The organism is Cetobacterium sp., assembly GCF_048470075.1.
Lineage (GTDB): Bacteria > Fusobacteriota > Fusobacteriia > Fusobacteriales > Fusobacteriaceae > Cetobacterium_A.
On record NZ_DBGBQB010000301.1, the window covers coordinates 1 to 20,904 of the forward strand.

A 20,904-nucleotide genomic window follows, 5' to 3' on the forward strand; every position below is an offset into this window, starting at 1 on the left:
CCATTATATAATATTATTACTCTATGAAAATAGAGGATTTTTCATCTATTTTGCAGCCATTAAGGAGGATAACTTATGCACAGTAAAAGACAGAATATTAGAAAGATAGATATCTTAAATCTTATGGATACTCTTTCTAAAAAAGATTATATTCCTATCTATGCCGAAGATATACATGAGGCTAGAGAGATAATACTAAATTTAATCCCCATACACTCCTCTGTAGCTCTTGGAGGTTCTGTAACAATAAATGAGCTAGATATTATAGATACATTTAGAGATGGAGGATACAATCTTTTTGATAGATACAATCAACCTGATTGGCCCGCAACTCTTCAATGTATGAGAGAGGCACTTCTTGCAGACTATTTTTTAACAAGTACAAATGCCATCAGTAAAAATGGAGAACTTATTCAAACTGATTCTGGGGGCAACAGAGTTGCCAGTCTACTTTGGGGGCCGGAGAATGTTATCGTAGTTTGCGGAATAAATAAGTTAGTTGATACTTGGCAGGATGGTATGACCAGAATAAGAGAGTTAGCCGCTCCTTTAAACTCCAAAAGAATCAACCATAAAACTCCTTGTAATATCTCAGGAACTTGCGAAGATTGCCAAACAAAACAGAGAATATGTAACTTTACATCCATAATAAAATCTGGTAAAAGAGTTGGAAATCCTATAACAGTTATAATTATAAATGAAGAGGTGGGATATTAATGGATCAAAATATACGGTGGTTTTATGAAAAAAAAGCTGAAAATATCACAAAATTACTACTTTCTAAGGAATACGACACTATTTTAATGAATGATTTAGAAAAAGTAAGGGAGTTTTTAATCTCTAAAATCCCACACTCTGAATCCTTAGTTTTAGATCAAACACCATTTTTAAACTCACTTAATCTTCTTTTACCTTTAACTGAAAAAGGGTGTAGATTATATGACTATAAAAAGGAGAGAAAAGCTATCCTATCAGATAACTTTATAGTTGAATGTGATTTTGTTACCGAAAATGGAGAGTTAGTTTTTTTAGATGATTTTGCTAGTTGTGCAACTACCTTTGGTCCCAATAAAATATTTGTCCTTGTAGGTGTTAATAAAATCATTAAAAATCTCTCTGAAGTTGATAAAAAATCCAAAAATATTTTAGCTTTAAGAAACTATTTTAATGAAACAAATGATAACTTTAGCATAATTCATCATGGAAGAAAGTTCCCAAATAAATATACTGTTATTGTAATTCCAGAAAACATTGGTTTCTAAATTTTAAATTTAAAAAAGCAGAGAAAAATCTCTCTGCTTTTTTATTTTACCAGTATTTTTTCCACTCTGGTTTAAATAGTCTTGTTAAAGCCTCTAAGTAGTAGTAATCTCCCCAGATATTACACTCTTTAATTCCAGATCCATGAGGGATTGAATAAACTGCATCTGTCAACAGTCCATTGGAATAGTCTAAATCCTTTGTACTGTAATTCTTCATAAGAGATTTCATCATTTTATGAGCTGCATTTAAGTATATCTCTTTATCTGGATCACTCTCATCTAAGAACTTATCCATCTCTAAAATTCCACAGACAGCTATAGCTGCTGCTGATGTGTCTCTAGGTTGTCCAGAACCATCAGTAAACACTAGATCCCAGTAACATACATCATCCTCTGGTAGATTGTTTATAAAGTAATTTGTAACTCTTTTATAAAGGTCTATATATCTCTTATCCTTTGTATAGCCATAAGCTAATGGGAATCCATACACACCCCAAGCCTGTCCTCTTGCCCAAGCAGAACTGTCAGAGTACCCTTGTGCTGTAACTCCTCTTGTTGGTTCTCCTGTTTCATGGTTAAAGTAATATGTGTGATGAGTTGATGAATCCTCTCTAACTACAACACTTGAAGCTGTAGCTAGATGTTTAGCTCCAATCTCTGCAAACTTTTTATCTCCAGTCATCTCTGTTGCCCAGAATAGTAGTGGTACATTCATATTACAATCTATAATCAATCTATAATCCTCTGGTTTTCCTAAATCTCCCCAAGCCTGAATAAACTGCCCCTTCTCTTGAAATCTTGTGATTAGATGTTCAGCAGCCTTTATTCCAACCTCTTTGGCAAGTTCACTTCCAGTTACTCTCTCTTGAGCCACTGCTGAAAGAGAGTATAGGAATCCTATATCATGATGATTTAAGTGTAGCTTTTTTTCAATTCTTGATCTATATCCTCTCAATTGATATTCAGCTATCTTTCTATATTTTTCATTTTTAGTAACCTCATAAGACAGCCATAACATACCTGTCCAGAACCCCACTGTCCAGTCATCAAAGTCCTCTGCATTTTTTGTAGCTGGGTATATGTTGTTCACACTTGCCGCTCTTGGATATGTATCTATAAAAACTTTTGAATTTTCATCCACTTTTTTCATAGCTTCATGCATGGCAAAAAACAGATCCTCTTTTGATAATCTAAACTCTTCTGAATATTTTTCTCTGGTCTTATTTAATATCTCCATCTTTTTATCTCCCCTTTCAAGTTATAAATTTAAGTGGATTATAATGGGATTTTATTCAATTGTAAATCATCTTTTTTGCATCATCTTTTTTCTATCTCCATGTGATATTCCATTTTAGCTTTATTTCTCTAAAAGCTCCTCTGGATTAAATTGTGTTGGAGATATACCCTCATATTTCTTGAAAATTCTTATAAATGTATTAGAACTATTGTACCCTAAACTCTCTGCCAAGTCTTTAATTTTAATATCCTTTTTCTCTCTCAATATCTCTTTTGCTTTCTCTATTCTATACACATTAATATAGTTCTTAAAGTTATCTCCCATAACTTTTTTAAACAGAATACTCGTGTACTTAAATGAAAGTCCTAAATAATCAGCTAGATTATCCAAAGAGAAATCCAAATGATAGTTGTTATCTATATAACTTTTTATTTTCTCTCTTATAACCTCATTCTCATCCTGTTCACTACTTTTTTTCTGCTTACATATCTCAGTTATAAGATCATTAAAAATATTTCTAATTTTATCTAAATTTCCTGTTTTAGTGATGCTCTCAATATCTATTTTTTCGCACTGTAACGTACTCTCAAACTCCTTCAATTGTACTACTACTCTATTTAGAGTATTATAAAGTAAGCCTGTAAACTCCTTTATATCCTTTTTATCCATAGCTTTTGGATCTATTCTATCCACAAAGATCTCATCCACTATTTTCTTAGCTCCTTGAAGGTTTCCATTTAGTAGTTTAGATACAAGTTTAGCCTCTGTTTCTATTGGATATGTCAATATTAGCTTTCCGCTTTTTATATTTTCAGGGAAAAGCACTTTTCTTCCTTTAGCCATAAACTTAGCATCTAAAATCTTTTTACACATGATATATTCCTGAGGGAAACTCTCCACAGAAACAAACTCATTAGAGACAGCTGCAATTAATTCCACACTGTACTTCTGCCCTATATTTTCTAACATAAAATGGAATGCATCCTCTATAGTTGAATCACTCTCTTCTGGAACTATAAAAGCAATACTTTTATAATCTATATCTATATGCTCATAGATGCTATTTATAGACAGACTCTCCTTTAGATAATCCCTAGCTAAAGTAAAGTTTTTAAAATCCAGCCCCTCATCATCACTATCATAGATTTCCACTAAAACTATTTTTAGTTTTCTGCCTTGAAAAGTTTTTACCTTTCTTGTTAACTCTCCAACTTCACTTATCTTTCGTATTCCTAAAACGAAATCTCTCAAGTTCTTTCTTCTATCTACAACTGCTAAGCTATTTATCTCCCCAATCAACTCTTTCCTCTCTAAATATAGCTTGATTGAATAGTCTATAAGAAAAGCTAAAAATGCCAATCCAACAAATATTACAAAGGACTTTAAAAATAGTGTTTGATAGAAAATAGAGTCATTTGGTGTGTATAAAAATTTAAAATTCAATCCATTACTTCTTAAAACATACCCCTCACTACCTCTTCTTTTAGTTACAATATCCTTATCTAAAGAGTATATTTTTCCATCTTTTAATATCTCCCATTTTCCATCTCCATCATTTATAAGTTCTGAAAAAAATAGCTCTCTATCTAAAGTAACTATCCAAAATATCCCCTCTTCCAGATTAAAGACCTCATTTTTTAGTATAAACCTTATCTCTTTTTTTCTTGGTATCAAAAGAATATTGGAATCTGCTTCACTCTCTTTAGATGCCCCTATCTTTTTTAGATATCCCTTTTTCTCTCTAGTTCCATTTCCTGTTACAATAATATGTGAACTATCTTTTCCTAAACCCAGACTATATCCAATCTTTCCATAGATATTATTCTTCTTCTGAATCTCTTGCAAAACTTTGGTTAAATTATAGTATGAAATATCCTTTAAATTATAGTACTCCCTTATAGGTTCACTATTTTCTAAATCCCAAATTGATGACATCACCAACTCTATTTTTAGATTTATTTTATTTAAGACCCTTTCAATCCTTATTTTTTCATCTTTTCTATACTCTTTATACTCATTTATTCCAAATAAAAATATCACCACTGAAGAAAAAATCAAAAAAGCCCCAATTTTTCTATTCAATATTGCATTTTTACGTTCATTTTTTAACATAATTCCCCTTTTATAAAACCTTTTTATTAATTATACTACAATTACCACTTCCCATGCAACTGTAGAATTAAACGGATTTTTCCCCAGATCTATCCAAATTTTTATAAACTCATTATTTTCCTCTCCATATATCTCTAAGTTAACTTTTTCTTTTTTATAAAACTTATATATTAGGTTTCCTAGTGCAATCTCTTTAAACTCCCCAGTTACATAGTTCCCCTCCATAGGTTTTCCATCTAAACATATAGTTCTATTTTTTAAAGTTGATATTCTCATATTGGCAACTGTTGAGTATACCTCTCCCTCTCCAGTTATATAATTTTCTAAATATACCATCCCTGTTTTTTTAAATATATAATTTTTTCTACTCGTTAATTTTCCATTCCAATTTATAAACTCCATATAGGCAACTCCAGAATCTTCATTTCCATATCCCTCAGCTACACTATTTTTAGGCATATTTTCCAAAGAGCTCTCCATATTTTTTATACTGTCCATATCCATTTTTATCTCTGTTGTTCCAGGGATATAGTTAAAATCTACACCTTTCCAATAGTCAATATACTCATCTCCTCTAGAGTAAATATATACAGCTCCATCCCCTGTAAACCAACCTCTTGTATTCTCTCCATTAAAACTTTCAAAAGTTCCAATATTCTTACTATGCATAGCAATACCTATTGCAAAATTTTTATTTCTATAAAAAACTCTATCCATCTCATTAAAGCACTTAACCTCGCTGGAATAGTTTTTAACTTTAATCTTTGAATTTTTTAAAACTTCCTTGGATAGGTTATAAAATATAGCTCTTTTTTCATTTTTCTTATAGGAGTAAAATTCATCTAAAACCAGCTCTCTCTTAGCTATTTCTAAAAGCTTTACCGCCTCTCTCTCCTCCACACCACCAGCTAAAAGTAGGATTGAATTTATAACTTCATGACCTATTTGATGATCGTTTCCAGCTCTTGTTATGGCTCTTCCATTAACAATATCTGTCATAGCTCCCTTAAAAAATAGAGGCTCAAAAGAGGCATAGACTCTTTCACATATTTTTTTGGTATCTATCTTCTCTCTTAACTCTCTATTAACTAGATATATTATCTCTGCAATTCCCAAAAGCAGTACATTTCCATAGGTTCCTGCATAGGGTATAAATCCATGCTGTATAAATGATCCATCTGCATAGAAACCATCTCTATTGCTAATTGTTTCCACATTTTTTTCATCTATAATCTCCAGAGTTTCAGATATAGATTCCACTGCTTTTTGACACATATCCATATCCTTTAAAATAGCTCCTCTTAAAAATAGAATTTTACAAGTATCTATAAGATTTCCACCAGTTGCTCTTCTTAAAGGTGATCCCCCAGGATGTATAGCCACTGGATTATTTCCTAAATACTTTTCACCTGGTAAAAAGTAACTTGTTACATCTAAAATCTTTTTTATGAAACTCTTCTCTAACCCCTTATAAAACAGGATTAAAATATCATTTAAAAGCAGGGGATACCCTATCTCCCATTGCCACCAATTCGTATGTTCTACAGATCCCATATTATAATAGCTTTCATAGTTATTTTTTAATACCTCTTTTGCTATTGTTAACAAACTCTCCTCTTTATAATAAATAGAGTTAACAGTGTTATAGGCAATCCCTAAAGTTAAAATCTTTTTATAACTATCCCTCACTCTTTCTACCAGCACTTTTGTTTCACTACTATCCACCAAATCTCTATTTTTATTATACTCTTTTAAAATAGTTTCACACTCTTGATCCAGTTTTTTTAAAACCTCTTCTGGTGCATTTTTCCCTGTTAAATATTCTATACGTTTTTTTAAAATCTCCCCCATGTCTCTCTCCTTATATAATCTTTTTTCTATATCTATATAACTCTTTTCGCCTTTAATATACTGTTTTGAATATGTTTAGTAAATATACAAATTTCCATAAACATAATCTTTTTTCTATATTAATACTTTTTTTTTAAATTTTTTTCTTTACATTCTTTTTTATTTAAAGTATACTTAACTGACAATTTAAATAGAGGTTAGTTCACTTATATGTTTTGAGCCTAAGGCCGATGGCGATGACGACATATTCCTGTGAATTAAGTATTACGAAGCTGCCATAGTAATACGCTTAATAACATAAGTTCTCAATTCAGGCATACTTTTTATTAAGTATGTTTTTTTATTTGGCAGAAATTTTTAAATTTCTGGAGGTTTTTTATAATGGCAATACTAAAGTTTGGTATTTATTCTTTAATGGGGCTTTTAGCTTTTCTAGCTCCCATTACAATTGGTGGTGAATCATCTATTATTATGGGTCACCTAAAAAACTTTGTTCTAAATAATTTTTCAAGCTGGGTTAATTTTTTAATAATGTTTTGTTCTGTTATTACAATTGCAGGAACAACACTTGGATTCATCAAAAAGAATTTTAAAGAACAATATTTAAACGACTTATTCGTTACAGATAGATTGAGTGCAATCTTAAGAATAGGTGGTTCTTTAATGTTTATCCTGATCTCACTTGGACTTGCACCTGAATTTTTAAGCAACGAGAACACTGGTGGTTTAATGGCTGGAGATATGATTCCCCCTCTTATGGTAACTTTTTTTATAGGGGTTATGCTTATGCCACTTCTTACATCTTTTGGACTAGTTGAATTTATAGGAACACTGATTGCACCTGTTATGAGAAAGGTTTTTAAAGTTCCTGGATATGCTGCAATCGACGCTTTAGCTTCATTTCTTGGAGATGGAACTATTGGAATTGTAGTCACTGATCAACAGTATCAAAAAGGTTATTACACTCAAAGAGAAGCTGCTATTATTGCGACATCATTCTCTATTGTTGGAATATCTTTTGCCGCAGTTGTTGCAGATTTATTAAAATTTTCTAAAATATTCTGGGTATTCTATGGAACTATCGCTTTCTCAACAGTTGTTGCTGGATTTATAATAGCTAGATTACCTTTAAAAAAGTTTAAAAATGAGTATTATGATGGGAATAAAGTGGATGACAATGGGGCTAAAAGTTTTGCTGAAGCTCTTCATTTAGCCACTACTACAGCTGGAAAAGCCTCTGAAAAAGAGATTGTTGTGGACTCTCTTTTCAAGGTTTTAGTTATCTATATAACTTTTATTCCAGTTATTATGTGTGTGGGATCTATCGGTTTAGTTATTGCTGAAAATACAAGTTTCTTCAATATACTATCTATGCCTTTAATGCCAATTTTAAGAGGACTTGGATTCACTCATGAGGTTGCATCTCAAATGGCTCCAGCTATGATTGTTGGTTTCTCTGATATGTATCTACCAGCTCTATTTATCGAGAATACAACAAGTGAAGTTGCAAGGTTCATCGTTGGAACTCTATCTTTTGCACAACTAATATTCCTAAGTGAAACTGGAATGATATTAGTTAATTCAAAAATGGGATTCTCTATACTTGATGTAGCTAAGTTCTTTATTTTAAGAACTGCTATAACATTCCCTATTATCTACTCTATAGCTATGATTCTTGTTAAATTTGGGATTTTAAGCTATTAAAAAAGAGCTCAAAAGAGCTCTTTTTCTTTTCCAATTTTTACGAGAATCTACACTCCACTTTATCCACTCTTTTCTTTGTCATAACAATCTGCCAAAGAGCTAAATCTCTAGCTCTAAAAGCTCCTGCACAAGTTAAAATATAGTATTCCCACATTCTTTTAAATCTCTCATCATAGTTCTCTTTTATATTATCCCAGTTCTTTATAAATCTCTTATGCCATTCCATAAGTGTTTTATCATAATCTGGTCCAAAATCATGCCAATCCTCCATATAGAAGTTATCCTCCATGGCTTCCCCTATTCCCTTTATTCTTGGAATAGCTCCATTTGGGAATATATACTTAACTATCCAAGGATCAGTTCCCTTTCCTGAATCCAATCCTCCAATTGTGTGCAATAAAAATACTCCATCATCTTTTAATAGCTCATTCATCTTTTTCATATAGACCTTATAGTTTTCTGGTCCCACATGCTCAAACATTCCCACTGATACTATTCTATCAAATTGCATACCCTTTAACTCTCTATAGTCCTCATATAAAAACTCCACAGGTAACCCCTTACACAGCTCCTCTCCAAGTTTTATCTGCTCTTTAGATAAGGTAACTCCTGTGCATATTGCACCATATTTTTCAGCGGCATACTTCATAAAAGATCCCCATCCACACCCTACATCTAAAAGAGTCATACCTGGTTTTAACCCTATCTTTTTACAAATTAGTTCTAACTTTTGCTCCTGGGCTTCCTCTAAACTTTCTACACCTTTCCAGTATCCACAGCTATAGACCATTCTTTCATCCAACATATTTTTAAAAAGTTCATTTCCTATATCGTAGTGATGATGTATATCCTTTTTACAACTGTTTATTGAATGGGATGAAAACACCCCTTTTAACTTCTCTTTCGCCGCTGCCAACATAACCTCTTTATCATATTTGCTTTTTAAATCAGCTCTTAAAACGTTGAATATAAATTGATCCAACTGTTTACAATCCCAAAGATTGTCCATATATGATTCTCCTAGACCTAAAGAACCATCCTTTAGAACTTGACTATAGAAGTAGTCGTCATTTACTATTATGTCCCAATCTCTCTCTCCATTAATTTTTATATCTGCAAAATTCAATAAATTTTCAACTGCTCTTTTAGTTTCCATGTATAGCCTCCTATTTTTTAATTTTTACGCACTCTATATACAAAATGATTTTTTGCTCTCCTTTAAATTAATTTTTAATTTTATAATAAAAAAAGACTAGATTATACTTCTAGTCTTACTTTTTATTAATCTCTATAAGCGAAGAAATGCTCACAATCTCCAAACTCTTTCTCTTTTAACTTCATTAACTCTTTTATAACTTCATTAAAATCGATATTTGAGAATTCTAAATCCTCATTTCCTCTATCTATAATAGTGAATCTATCATCATCGATTTTTGTTAAAGTTATTTTGTGAGCTTTTGAAAATGGTTTACCTTTTTTTGTAAACTCCTCTCTCTCCTCTTTACTAAACTCTACTTTTTCTCCAGTTTTCATCTCATTAACACACTCTAAAATAAACTCTTCAAATTTTTCTACTGTTATTTTTTTAGACATAGTAATTCACCTTTCCCTTAGATATATAATAATTTATTTTACTCTCTAACCTCTTCTTCTACAAAAGTTATATTTTTCTTTTTATTTTTTATATATTTTTTTATTTCAAAAATCTAAAGGAATTTTAGCCTTAAGTCAGTAGAGTAAAAGAGATAATCATATAAATAATTTAACTATAGTTTTACTATAAAAGGAGGCTAATATGGCTCTAAAAGAGGATTTTTATAAGGTTTTAGAAGTTAATAAAAATGCCAGTGAAGCTGAGATTAAAAAAGCTTATAGAAAACAAGCTAGAAAGTATCACCCTGACAAATTTAGTGCTTCAAGTGAGGCTGAAAAAGCTGAAGCTGAAAAGAAATTTAAGGAGGTCAATGAGGCTTATCAAATTCTATCTGACCCAGAGAAAAGAACTCAGTACGATAATTTTGGTCATGCTGCTTTTGAACAGGGAGGTGGCCCTAGTAGCTCTCAAAGTTATGGTCAGTATGGTGGTCAAAATTACCAAGATTTTAACTTTGGTAACTTCAACTTTAACTTCAATGATTTTGGTGGTGGAGATGAAGAGGATTTAGGAGATATCTTTGGCTCTTTCTTTGGAGGTAGAGGTTCTAGAAAAAGAGGTCCTCAGCCAGGTAGCGATCTCTCTATGGAGATTGAAATATCCTTAGAGGAATCTGCCAAAGGTGGAGAAAAAACTATTAGATATGCACGTACAGGAAAAAATGGTGCTCCAGAAGAGGTGGAAAAGAAATTTAAAATCCCTGCTGGTATAGCTGATGGTCAAAAGTTAAAACTTGCTAAATTTGGTAATGCTAGTACGAGTGGTGGTCCTCATGGAGATCTTTATATACATATAAAAATTAGACCAGACGAGCTTTTTGTAAGAGATGGATATGATGTTATCTGTAAAGTTCCTGTTAGTTACTATACTGCAGCTCTTGGTGGAGAGGTTGAAGTTCCTACTTTAAGCGGAAATAAAAAGATAAAAATCCCTGCTGGAACTCAAAGTGGAAAACGTTTTGCCCTTAGAGAGTATGGTATTTTTAATCCTAAGACTAAGAAAAAGGGAACTCACTATGCAGAGATAGTAATTGAAGTTCCTGTGGATTTAGATGAGGAGCAAAAAACTTTACTTAAAGAGTTCGATGAGAAACTAAAAGATAAAAACAGAAAGATTAAGACAAGTTTCTTAGAGAAAGTTAAAAGATTCTTTAGATTATGATTTATAAAATACGTTTAAAAACGGGTACTCCTTATGGTGTACCCGTTATTTTTAAGGGAGTTAGTCCATATGAAAAATCGGATATTTGAAAGTTTAAAGCCTTTTTTAGGAAAGGCTATATCAGCAGTGACATTGAAATCAGCAGAATCAGTTATAGATTTAATTCTCCCTCTTATAATGGCAGATATTATAGATAAGGGGGTGATGAAACAGGATATAGATTATGTTATATCCAGAGGATTATTTATGCTTATTGTGGCCACTGTAGGTTATATTAGTGCCATAATCTGTAACTACTACTCCGTTCAGGCCTCTCAAGGATTTGGAAAGGACCTTAGAGAAAAAATTTTTATAAAGATACAGAGTTTTGACTTTCATCAATTGAATAGATTTACCCAAGCCTCTCTTATAACTAGACTTACCCAGGATGTATCTCAAATAGTTATGACAACTTATATGTGTATGAGAATGATAATTAAAGGGATTGTAACAGGTATTGGAGCTATTATAATGTCTTTTATAATTAATCCATCTCTCTCCACTACACTACTTGTTATAGTTCCTACAGCTATCTATCTAACATATTTTTATATGAAAAAATCTATCCCTCTTTATAGTGAACTTCAAAAGAGACTGGATAGACTTACACAGATTATAAGGGAGAACCTTGTGGGTATAAGAGTAATTAAGGCTCTTGTAAGAGAGAGTGTGGAGAAAGAGAAGTTTCAGGATAGAAATACCAGTTTTGCCGAAAAAAATGTAGAATCTCAAAATCTTATTGATTCTCGAAGCCCTTTTATCGCCATGCTTTTAAATTTAGGAGTGTGTGCTATCCTATGGTTTGGTGGTAAAAAAGTGAGTCTTGGAAAGATGAAAGTGGGGGAGATTGTAGCTTTTGTAAACTATATAAGTATGATTCTTTTCTCCTTAAATGCACTCTCTTTTCTTTTCACACTTTTTAGTAAAACTGTTGTTTCCTCTAAAAGAGTAAATGAAGTTTTGGAGGAGAGTGTGGATATCCCTAAAGATATGCCTCAGGAATCTATAGATTCAGATATAGCTATCCAGTTTAAAAACGTATACTTCTCCTATGAAAAAACTCCACCTTGGGTATTGGAAAATATAGATTTAGAGATTAAAAAAGGGGAGAACGTTGCTATAATCGGTGGAGTTGGAGCTGGAAAAACAACTCTTATCAGTCTTATCCCTAGATTCTATGATGTTTCTAAAGGAGAGATTTTAGTAAATGGTATAGATGTTAAAAACTATACTCTTAAGACCCTCAGAAAAAAAATAGGTATTGTTATGCAAAAATCCTTTCTTTTCTCTCAAAATATTGAGGAAAATATTAGATGGGGAAAACCTCAAGCGGATGAAAATGAGATAAAAGCCGCTATAAAAGCTGCTCAAGCAGATGAATTTATATCCACCCTTCCTCAAGGGCATAAAACTATGGTATCCAAAGGGGGAATGAATTTCTCAGGTGGTCAAAAACAGAGAGTATCCATAGCAAGAACTCTAATAAAAGAGTGTGAGATACTAATTTTTGATGATAGTTTCAGTGCCTTAGATTTCATAACAGAATCAAAATTAAAGAAAGAGATTTTGAATTTAAAAAAAGAAAAAACTGTAATAACAATCTCTCAAAGAATCTCATCTATAAAAAAAGCTGATAAAATTGTGGTTCTAGATAATGGAAAAATAGTTGGTATTGGAACTCATAATGAGCTTCTAAAAAGTAGTGATATCTATAAAGAGATCTGCCAATCTCAAGAGATATGTTCTAGGGAGGATGAGATAGATGAGAGTAAAAAATAAAGTTTTAAAAGGTCTTTTTCCATATCTTTTAGAACATAGAAAAAAACTTATCTGGTTATGTTTTATAGCTATTTTAGGAAATGGTTTAAATCTAATTGGACCCTATCTTATAGGAAAAGGCATAAATACACTTAGGTTTCAAATGAGTAGTTCCGATTTTCTAACCCTTGGAAAAATCACATCACTTCTTGCAGTAGTATATCTTTCTGGAGCGACTTTAACCCTTATTCAAAATATAACTATGAACAGAATTTCTCAGCAAATAGTATGGAAAATGAGAAAAGAAAGTTTTGAAAAACTTCATAAATTTTCCTTAAAATTTTTTGACAATAATTCACACGGAAATATAATTAGCATAATGATAAATGATATTGACAATATCAGTAGTTCCATCTCTCAAATCGGGACACAAGTTATAGTGAGTATTCTTACTATAGTTATAACTCTGGCAATTATGACATATATAAGTCCTACACTCACATTAGTACAACTGATTTTGGTCTCTATCACAGGGATTTTTTTAAGAAAACTTACACTTAAAGGTCGTGAAAAAACAAGGGAGCAACAGAGATATCTTGGAGAGGTCAGTGGATACATTGAGGAGATACTTATGGGAGAACCTGAAGTAAAAGCCTTTACCTATGAGGAAAAAGTCATTGAACGATTTCAAGAACTCAATGGAAAGTATAATGAGAATGCAGTAAAGGCATATTTTTTTACAGGTTTTGGATATCCAACTTTAAACTATATTGGAAACATGGGCTATGCTCTTATAGTTCTTATAGGTTCTATCTTTATTCTAAGGGGTGAAATAACCTTGGGAGGACTTTCCAGCTTCATAATCTACTCTAGAATGTTTAATCGTCCTATGGCTAATATCTCTGATGTTTATAGTATAATTCAAACTGTTATGGTTAGTGCAGAGAGATACTTTAATCTAATTGGACAGGAGGAGGAGCTGGAATCAGGGCAGAAAAAAGTGGTAACAGAGACCACTAAAGGGGATATACGCTTTGAAAATGTAACTTTTGGATATAGCTATAAGCAAAGGACAATTGATTCTCTCTCCTTTGAAGCTAAACCTGGAAATATGGTTGCAATAGTTGGTCCCACTGGAGCTGGAAAAACAACTATTACCAACCTCTTAATGAGATTCTACGATATTGATTCTGGAAAAATACTGATAGATGGAATCAATATAAAAGATTATTCAAGAAGTGAACTTCGAAAACTTTTTGGTATGGTACTTCAAGATACATGGATTTTTACAGGTAGTATTAGGGAGAATATTTTATATGGTAGTGAAGATATCAGTGATACTGAACTTTTCCGTGCAGCCAAACTAGCATGTGCCAATGATTTTATAATGAAGCTACCCCAAGGCTATGAAACTCAAATAAGTGAAGATAATATGATTTTATCCCAGGGACAAAAACAACTTATTACTATAGCTAGAGTTATTTTAAAAAATCCTAGATTTCTTATTTTAGATGAAGCCACAAGTGGTGTTGATACAAGGACTGAAATGAGATTACAAAAAGCTATGCAAAACTTAATCCATGGCAGAACTAGCTTTGTAATAGCCCACAGACTATCCACTATTAAAAGTGCCAATCTTATTTTAGTGGTGAAGGAGGGTAAAATCGAGGAGCAGGGAACTCACAGTGAGCTTATGAGTAAGAGAGGGTTTTACTATACAATGTTCAATGAGCAATATGCAAATTAAAAGCTAAGTAGAGTTTAATCTACTTAGCTTTTTTTTAAAATTTAATGCTAACTCCCCCTGAAACTTTCCAGGAGTTATCCTCTGAGAATATATATTTATACTCTCCATAAAAAGATAGTCCATTCCAAAGATTTCCCACTTCAGCTTTTACACCAATCTCTTTAGAGAATCTATTTCTATTTTTTAAATCAATCTCTCCAACCTCTCCACCTATATTATCAATTTTAAATTTAATATAGTCATCTAAACTATTGAGCTCCTGTTTTACTCCAAGACTCATCGCTATATCCAGTGCTCCCCTTCCAACTTGAAAAATCTTACCAATATCAGTTCCAATATATCCACTATTTAACATACCATTTAATTTATCTAAATTTAAATTATAAGTTCCATTACTTTCATTTATATTTTTTTGAAATATTCCAACACTTTCCACTTTTAAGACCGGTTCCAAAAATACCGTATCAAAATTATATTTCTTAGATACTTTTCCTAAAATTCCCACATAATAATTTTTAATATCTGAAGATAATCTCTCATCTAAACTTTCAAAAGTTATATCTGAAAAATCATTGCTATACTCTAAGTATCCCAGCTTTACATCTCTTTTTAGATCACCCTTTGAATACCCTACAAATAAACTACCAAAGGCATTTAACTCATCTGTATGCCCTATAATATTTTCATACCCACTTTTTTTATCTTTTAAAAGGAGTATCCTAAAATATAGCTCTCTCTATCTGTTGCCTCTGTTTTTTTAGATATTTGATTTAATATAGTTTCATTTGTAAATACTATTGCGTCATTTGTTTGATAAATTAAGGATGGAAAATATCCTCTTCCAAAAATCTTATCTAAATACCATTCAAACTGCTCTCCACTCTCTGAAGATGTCAAAATATCAAACAACTTATCTTTCAACTTATTGTTTGAATCATAGTAGATCTTCTCTAAGTATTGCCCTAAAACATCATCAGTTAATACTTCAAAACTATTTCTTTCAAACACATAAACTCCATCCTTTTTAATTACCTCATATAAGATGCTGTTACTTTTTACGGTTTCAAAGTTTTCTGGAATGGATGAATCTAAATTTAAAATCCCTTTATCTGTATAGTTAGCTCCTGTGTAACTTCTACCTATATAGGCTGTATCAAATAGCATTGTACCTGGAGAGTATATAGTTCCTTCACTTTCCATAACTAACTTTCCATCTAAGGATATATCTTGAACATTAATTTTTTCCTTATTTATAGTTCCCCAGTTATAAACTGTTCCCCCATAATTAAGCATACCATATTCACCTAAAAGTTAGATATTCCCTGAACTTGCATTCTCTATGCTTCCAGTTCCTAAAAGCTGAATTGCCACAGTATTATTTGAAAAAGGCATAACTGCATTTATTACTCCATTGTTTTCAGCATACCCTTCATTTAATATATTCATACCTACTCCACCATAGGATAGAATATTAATTGTTCCACTACTTTGATTTATTATTGTTCCTCCATTGGACCCCTGCATACCCACTAATGTTTGAATTTCAGGTAGTCTATTTAAAGAGATTGTGTCCTCATTTTCTATTGCATACCCCTCCTTTTCACTTCCCATTCCAATTTTATTTGACATATCCACTACTAGACTGCCTCCTAGTGGAGCTTCACTTGTTTTTAAATCAGTTCCTTCATAAAAAACATTATTATAAAATATATATTTTTCAACTACTGGTTTTGGAGCAACTGGAGTAGACGGATCAGGTATTGGCTCAACAGGAATTGGTGGTTTTACTGGAGGATCCACCGGAGGCTTTATTGGAAGTTTTCCACTATTCTCTCTGGAGTAAGCTGAACCGTTTTTTAGGTGATACTCCTCCTCTTGATTTTTAAAATACATAAGGTCAGACCAAAATATCAACCCTTTGCTTGAGGCAAAAATTTTCCCATTCTGTACAAGTAAAAGAAGTAGTAAAAATCTAAATTTCTTCATATTTTTCCTCCTATTCTATAACTTATTTTTGATAGATATACCATATGAAACACTCACTTCTTTTAACCTTTTTAACTTTCTCTTTTTTTGACTCGCGATTCAAAAAAATGTTGACTTTTCCAAGAATTTGAACTATAATTCAATTAAGGTAAGAAATTTTTTAAACTTTTTCCAAAAAACCAAATAAAAAAAAGACTCTTATTATAGAGTCTTTTTTTATAAGAAACAATGGAGGTACAATTATGTCTTTAATAACTATTGCCAATACAGGCGAAGTTATAAAAAATCAACTTTATTTAATCAATTTAATCGATGACTTTCACTACAATCTTCAAAGTAAAGAGGATAAAATTAACTATATACTAAACTTCAATCTAAATCAATTTCCAGCTTTTTTAAGAGATGATTTAGTTCATATTGAAGCTGAACAGGAACTAGAAAAATATCGTTCAAAGTTTTTTCCAGAACTTCCATCTAGATGTGGAGCACAATTTGCATTTGAAAAATTAACAGATCTTTTAACTGCAACTAAGATGTATGGATGGAAAGGTACAATTTGCAAGGTATCTGTGGATACATCACAAGAGTATACACTATCTAAGCACAATGCTGATATTATATCTGAAATTAGAAATTCAGACTTTAAGAGTATTTCAGATAGTATAAAGGAGTATTGGACTGGGGATATTAAGTGGGAAAAATGTCACGATAGAGATATACATTTTTTACCTACAACTGAGTATCTAATTGAAGGAAAAATCAATATTATTGAAACTTTAGATAAAACATTATAACAAAAGAGGAAGTTTTTATAAACTTCCTCTTATCTCTTTCACTTGATTTATTACTATTCCAACTATTCTTACAAATATAATTGATATGAAGAACATAGCTAAAGTTGTAGCTGCCACTCCAAAGTTATACCAGAATATCCCTCTATTTTGATCTATACTTCCAATATACTTAGAATATTTTAAAATCGCCGTAGATCCTATAGCTAAAGGGAATGTAAATGATGCATATACCGGTGTGAATTTAAGTTTTATAATCTTTACCATCGATATATATAGTAACCCTGTCATAAATATTCCCAATGGAAATAAAAAACCTACCATTGCTGGGTTTGGAGTTTGAAATGCAACTAAGTATCCAGCTAAACAAAGATTAGGTGGAGCTGCCATTATAGCAAATGTTGGAAGTCTAGCATCATCTATCTTTTCAACAAATATAATTCTATAAAGCATCATAGGAAGCATAACTATATAAAAAGCAAATCCTACATAAAAAATTCCTTTAGCTAATTCAGGCATTCCCATAACTGCTGAATCCACTGAAGCAACAACAACACCTATTGGTGGAACAAACCAACTTGGAACCATATGCTCTATATTCCAAGAACGAAATCTATGATATATAAATGATACTCCAAATATTAGATGTAAAAATATACATAGTAGCCATAACCCTTTTCCTAATGCTGGTGAAAATTCATAAAGAACTACTGAAAAGTTCATCAATGCCATGTCTAAAGTTGGTATAAAGCTTCCTAGTGTAGGGTGCTTCAGCTCCTCTTTAAAAACGTCAAAGTGAAGTATATTTTTTATTATAATTGGTAATAGTAGCATTAAAGATATGAAGTTTCCCACATATAAAGCCCTTGGATCAAGTACCACTGCCACTGCTCCACTGACTCCAGATACACCTAAAGCTAAACCTGTAAGAGCCACTGGCAAATACTTAAAATAGTTTTTTAAATTTTTCATTTTCCTCGCCTCTGTTTTCATTCATTATTTTAAACATAGTATATCATTTTTTGAATCACGGTTCAACTTTTTTTATGTTTTATTTTAAAAAACCAACTATACTTTTTCTGAACTATTATACATTTTTTTACTATTCTTTCTTTTTTTATATGGAACAATTTTTTACTTAATCTCCCTCTGCTATAAGTTTAAATCTATATTTTTTTTGATTATAATATATCTTTGAATACTCTAAAACTTCCCCTTTTTTCAAGTAGGTAGTATTTTCTGCTAAAAGTATCGGCTCATTTCTCTTGAGTCTCAATGCACTTGCAACATAGTCACTGGGAATCTCAGCCAATATCTCCCTTTCGCTATTTCCTATCTCCAATCCAATTTTCTTTATATAATCAAATTTAGATTCCAATAGATTTTTCTCTTTTAAGTCTGGCAATAGCTTTACACTTATATAACTTTCCTCAAATACAGCTGGGATTTCATCTATCTGTCTAACCCTTTCCATTCTCCAGACTTTTTCCCCCTCCTCTATACCTAAAATTTTAGATATGTTTTTAGGGCAGGGTATCTTTTCAAAGGCTAAAAGTTTATTTTCTGGAACCAGTCCCATCTCACAAACTTTTTGAGTAAAGCCACGTAATCTATTTAGAGGTAACTCTATTTTTTTTTCATAGCTTGAAACATATGTTCCCTTCCCTTGAGTTCTTTCCACCAATCCCTTTATTGTTAAAGAGTCTATAGCTTTTTTAGCTGTCATTCTACTGATACCATATTTTTTTGAAAGTTCATTCTCTGATGGGATTATATCTCCTGGCTTTAGCTCTCCACTCTCTATCATCTCCAAGAGAATACCTTCAAGTTGAGCATATATTGGAATGTGTGAATTTTTATCTATCATTATAAAAGCCCTCCTAGAATATACTTTTTATCATATTTTATCATATTTTCAAAAAAAGAAGCCAGCATTTTATGCTAGCTTCCTAAATTTTACCACTCTAATTTAAGCTTTTTTTGAGAATATATAGTCATCAAGTAGATTTCTCATCTTAGTGACTCTTCCACCATAAACTATATGAACATTGTTATTATCTGGAATAATTATCCCATTAGGTTTTGATTTTTTAATTAACTCCTCATTGATTAAAGCTCTATCTTTTATCTCTATTCTAAGTCTAGATATACAGTTATCCACATCAACTATATTTTTTACTCCTCCAAGACCAGTTATTAGCTCCTCGGCTATTTTATTGTCCTCTGTTCCCAGAGTAGTTTTTCTATCATCTGAAAACTCCTCACTCTCGTCAAAGTCACTATAACTTCTTCCCATTGTCATAACATTGAATTTTTTTATTACAAAGCTATATGCAAAGTAGTAAAGTCCAAAGAAGATTGGTCCTAAGAATAGGAATAGATACCATTTTGTTTGCATACCTTGCAGCGTTCCAAAGACAAACCAGTCAATTATTCCACCTTGAATATTTCCAATTGTTACATTGAACATAGCTGGAACCATAAATGCAAGTCCTGCAAGTATTGAGTTAACAAACCAAAGCATTGGAGATATAAAGATAAATGTGAACTCTATAGGCTCAGTTATACCTGTTAGTATAACAGCTGTCAACCCTGGAATAAAGTATTTAACTAACTTTTCTCTCTTTTCAGGTAAAGCACACTTATACATTGCAAATATAGCTGCTGGCATACCAAATACCATATGTAAGATTTTTCCTTGAGCTAAGTACTGTGTTGCTCTTGGAGAGAAAGCTACATGATTTTCTAACTCTGCAAAGTAGATGTTCAGTGCTCCCACCTGAGTGTGTCCAGCTACATTTTCAATTCCACCAAGAGCGGTAAATCTAAATGCCTGATTTAAGATATGATGTAACCCTGTTGGATTTATGGCTTTCTCTAAGAATCCATATAGAAAAACTCCAAATATCTGTAACTTTGATATAACTGTTCCTAAACTCATGATAACATCATTTATAAATGGCCAAACATAAACTAGAGCCATTCCAACTATAGGCATAAATAGCGCAGCTGCAATAGGGACAAATCTTTTTCCACTATAGAATGTAAGTGATGGATGTAACTCTATCTGTCTAAATCTATTATGAATAACCACTCCTAGAAGTCCAGCTATCATTCCACCTATAACATTCATATTATATACAAATATTCCTAAAACACTTGTAAATTGCGAGTTATGAAGAGTTGCGTCAACTGCAGACATACCCTTTGTATCCATAAGATACTTAATCGACGTTGTAGATGAGTTAAACCCCTGCACTCCTAGAAGGTAGTTCATTCCCACAAGCATTGCTATATAACCAACAACTGATGAATAAACTGCAACCTCTTTATCTCTTTTAACAACTCCAAGTGGAATGGCCATAGCGAATAGCAGTGGCAATTGTCCAAATGGAATTCCAGCTAATTTTCTAATAAAACCTAAAAAAGTTTGTGCTCCCTCTCCTTGAAGAAATGGTAAAAACTTTACTATATTTGGATTTTGTAATGCTGCTGATAATCCCAAAAATATTGCCATGAATGACAGTATTGATATTGGAAATAGTAGCGTTTTCCCAAAACTTTGAAGATCTTTTTTAAATTTTTGCATATTAATACCCCTT

The 20,904-nt window shown here is 31.9% G+C and carries 18 protein-coding genes; 7 read left to right on the top strand and 11 right to left on the bottom strand.

Annotated features, from left to right (window positions below):
• Positions 1 to 75 precede the first annotated feature (75 nt).
• Both ACMOUI_RS10450 and ACMOUI_RS10455 read left to right on the top strand, forming a co-directional pair.
• Complete coding sequence (locus ACMOUI_RS10450) at positions 76 to 717, top strand: lactate utilization protein (RefSeq protein WP_418965640.1); 642 nt, start codon at positions 76 to 78, stop codon at positions 715 to 717.
• A complete protein-coding gene (locus ACMOUI_RS10455) occupies positions 717 to 1,262 on the top strand; it encodes an LUD domain-containing protein (protein ID WP_418965641.1) in 546 nt (181 codons plus the stop codon). The genes ACMOUI_RS10450 and ACMOUI_RS10455 overlap by 1 nt, the downstream gene beginning before the upstream one ends.
• 46 nt (positions 1,263 to 1,308) lie before the next feature.
• Here ACMOUI_RS10455 and ACMOUI_RS10460 read toward each other — a convergent pair whose 3' ends face one another.
• From ACMOUI_RS10460 to ACMOUI_RS10470, 3 genes are all read right to left on the bottom strand, one after another.
• The gene (locus ACMOUI_RS10460) at positions 1,309 to 2,499 is read right to left on the bottom strand and encodes a glycoside hydrolase family 88 protein (protein ID WP_418965642.1); all 1,191 of its coding nucleotides are present in this window, start codon (positions 2,497 to 2,499) and stop codon (positions 1,309 to 1,311) included.
• Positions 2,500 to 2,619: 120 nt separating this feature from the next.
• The gene (locus ACMOUI_RS10465; RefSeq protein WP_418965643.1) at positions 2,620 to 4,611 is read right to left on the bottom strand and encodes a helix-turn-helix domain-containing protein; all 1,992 of its coding nucleotides are present in this window, start codon (positions 4,609 to 4,611) and stop codon (positions 2,620 to 2,622) included.
• A gap of 30 nt (positions 4,612 to 4,641) precedes the next feature.
• Positions 4,642 to 6,462, bottom strand: a complete 1,821-nt coding sequence (locus ACMOUI_RS10470) for a polysaccharide lyase family 8 super-sandwich domain-containing protein (protein WP_418965644.1) — start codon at positions 6,460 to 6,462, stop codon at positions 4,642 to 4,644.
• Positions 6,463 to 6,843: 381 nt separating this feature from the next.
• Here ACMOUI_RS10470 and ACMOUI_RS10475 point away from each other — a divergent pair, with 381 nt between their 5' ends.
• Positions 6,844 to 8,166 (top strand): YjiH family protein, encoded by a 1,323-nt coding sequence (locus ACMOUI_RS10475; protein WP_418965645.1) that lies wholly within the window; start codon positions 6,844 to 6,846, stop codon positions 8,164 to 8,166.
• A gap of 37 nt (positions 8,167 to 8,203) precedes the next feature.
• Here the strand turns inward: ACMOUI_RS10475 and cfa are convergent, their stop codons facing one another.
• Together cfa and ACMOUI_RS10485 are read right to left on the bottom strand one after the other, a co-directional pair.
• Positions 8,204 to 9,322 (bottom strand): cyclopropane fatty acyl phospholipid synthase, encoded by a 1,119-nt coding sequence (gene cfa / locus ACMOUI_RS10480; RefSeq protein ID WP_418965646.1) that lies wholly within the window; start codon positions 9,320 to 9,322, stop codon positions 8,204 to 8,206.
• A 125-nt stretch (positions 9,323 to 9,447) separates the two neighbouring features.
• Positions 9,448 to 9,759, bottom strand: coding sequence for a hypothetical protein (locus ACMOUI_RS10485; protein ID WP_418965647.1), 312 nt, complete (start codon positions 9,757 to 9,759; stop codon positions 9,448 to 9,450).
• Positions 9,760 to 9,961: 202 nt separating this feature from the next.
• Between ACMOUI_RS10485 and ACMOUI_RS10490 the strand changes: the two genes are divergently transcribed.
• The 3 genes from ACMOUI_RS10490 to ACMOUI_RS10500 all read left to right on the top strand — a co-directional run bounded on the left by ACMOUI_RS10490 (position 9,962) and on the right by ACMOUI_RS10500 (position 14,525).
• Entirely contained in the window at positions 9,962 to 10,981 is a 1,020-nt protein-coding gene (locus tag ACMOUI_RS10490; RefSeq protein WP_418965648.1) for a DnaJ C-terminal domain-containing protein, read from the top strand.
• A 69-nt stretch (positions 10,982 to 11,050) separates the two neighbouring features.
• Positions 11,051 to 12,799: an ABC transporter ATP-binding protein gene (locus ACMOUI_RS10495; RefSeq protein ID WP_418965649.1), complete on the top strand. Its 1,749-nt coding sequence runs from the start codon at positions 11,051 to 11,053 to the stop codon at positions 12,797 to 12,799.
• Entirely contained in the window at positions 12,783 to 14,525 is a 1,743-nt protein-coding gene (locus tag ACMOUI_RS10500; protein WP_418965650.1) for an ABC transporter ATP-binding protein, read from the top strand. Before ACMOUI_RS10495 ends, ACMOUI_RS10500 begins: the two co-directional genes overlap by 17 nt.
• A gap of 34 nt (positions 14,526 to 14,559) precedes the next feature.
• Here ACMOUI_RS10500 and ACMOUI_RS10505 read toward each other — a convergent pair whose 3' ends face one another.
• Genes ACMOUI_RS10505 through ACMOUI_RS10515 form a run of 3 tightly spaced genes read right to left on the bottom strand, consistent with a single transcriptional unit; the run spans position 14,560 to position 16,511 of the window.
• Complete coding sequence (locus ACMOUI_RS10505) at positions 14,560 to 15,243, bottom strand: autotransporter domain-containing protein (protein ID WP_418965661.1); 684 nt, start codon at positions 15,241 to 15,243, stop codon at positions 14,560 to 14,562.
• Positions 15,231 to 15,818: a hypothetical protein gene (locus ACMOUI_RS10510; RefSeq protein WP_418965651.1), complete on the bottom strand. Its 588-nt coding sequence runs from the start codon at positions 15,816 to 15,818 to the stop codon at positions 15,231 to 15,233. Before ACMOUI_RS10510 ends, ACMOUI_RS10505 begins: the two co-directional genes overlap by 13 nt.
• Positions 15,819 to 15,836: 18 nt before the next feature.
• Positions 15,837 to 16,511, bottom strand: a complete 675-nt coding sequence (locus ACMOUI_RS10515; RefSeq protein WP_418965652.1) for a hypothetical protein — start codon at positions 16,509 to 16,511, stop codon at positions 15,837 to 15,839.
• A gap of 242 nt (positions 16,512 to 16,753) precedes the next feature.
• On the opposite strand from ACMOUI_RS10515, the gene ACMOUI_RS10520 reads away from it, so the two are divergent.
• Positions 16,754 to 17,305, top strand: a complete 552-nt coding sequence (locus tag ACMOUI_RS10520; RefSeq protein WP_418965653.1) for a hypothetical protein — start codon at positions 16,754 to 16,756, stop codon at positions 17,303 to 17,305.
• A 15-nt stretch (positions 17,306 to 17,320) separates the two neighbouring features.
• Here ACMOUI_RS10520 and ACMOUI_RS10525 read toward each other — a convergent pair whose 3' ends face one another.
• The 3 genes from ACMOUI_RS10525 to ACMOUI_RS10535 form a co-directional block, all read right to left on the bottom strand.
• Positions 17,321 to 18,274: a TDT family transporter gene (locus ACMOUI_RS10525; RefSeq protein WP_418965654.1), complete on the bottom strand. Its 954-nt coding sequence runs from the start codon at positions 18,272 to 18,274 to the stop codon at positions 17,321 to 17,323.
• 166 nt (positions 18,275 to 18,440) lie between these two features.
• Positions 18,441 to 19,169, bottom strand: a complete 729-nt coding sequence (locus tag ACMOUI_RS10530; protein ID WP_418965655.1) for a GntR family transcriptional regulator — start codon at positions 19,167 to 19,169, stop codon at positions 18,441 to 18,443.
• 102 nt (positions 19,170 to 19,271) lie between these two features.
• A complete protein-coding gene (locus ACMOUI_RS10535; protein ID WP_418965656.1) occupies positions 19,272 to 20,891 on the bottom strand; it encodes a PTS transporter subunit EIIC in 1,620 nt (539 codons plus the stop codon).
• Positions 20,892 to 20,904 lie beyond the last annotated feature (13 nt).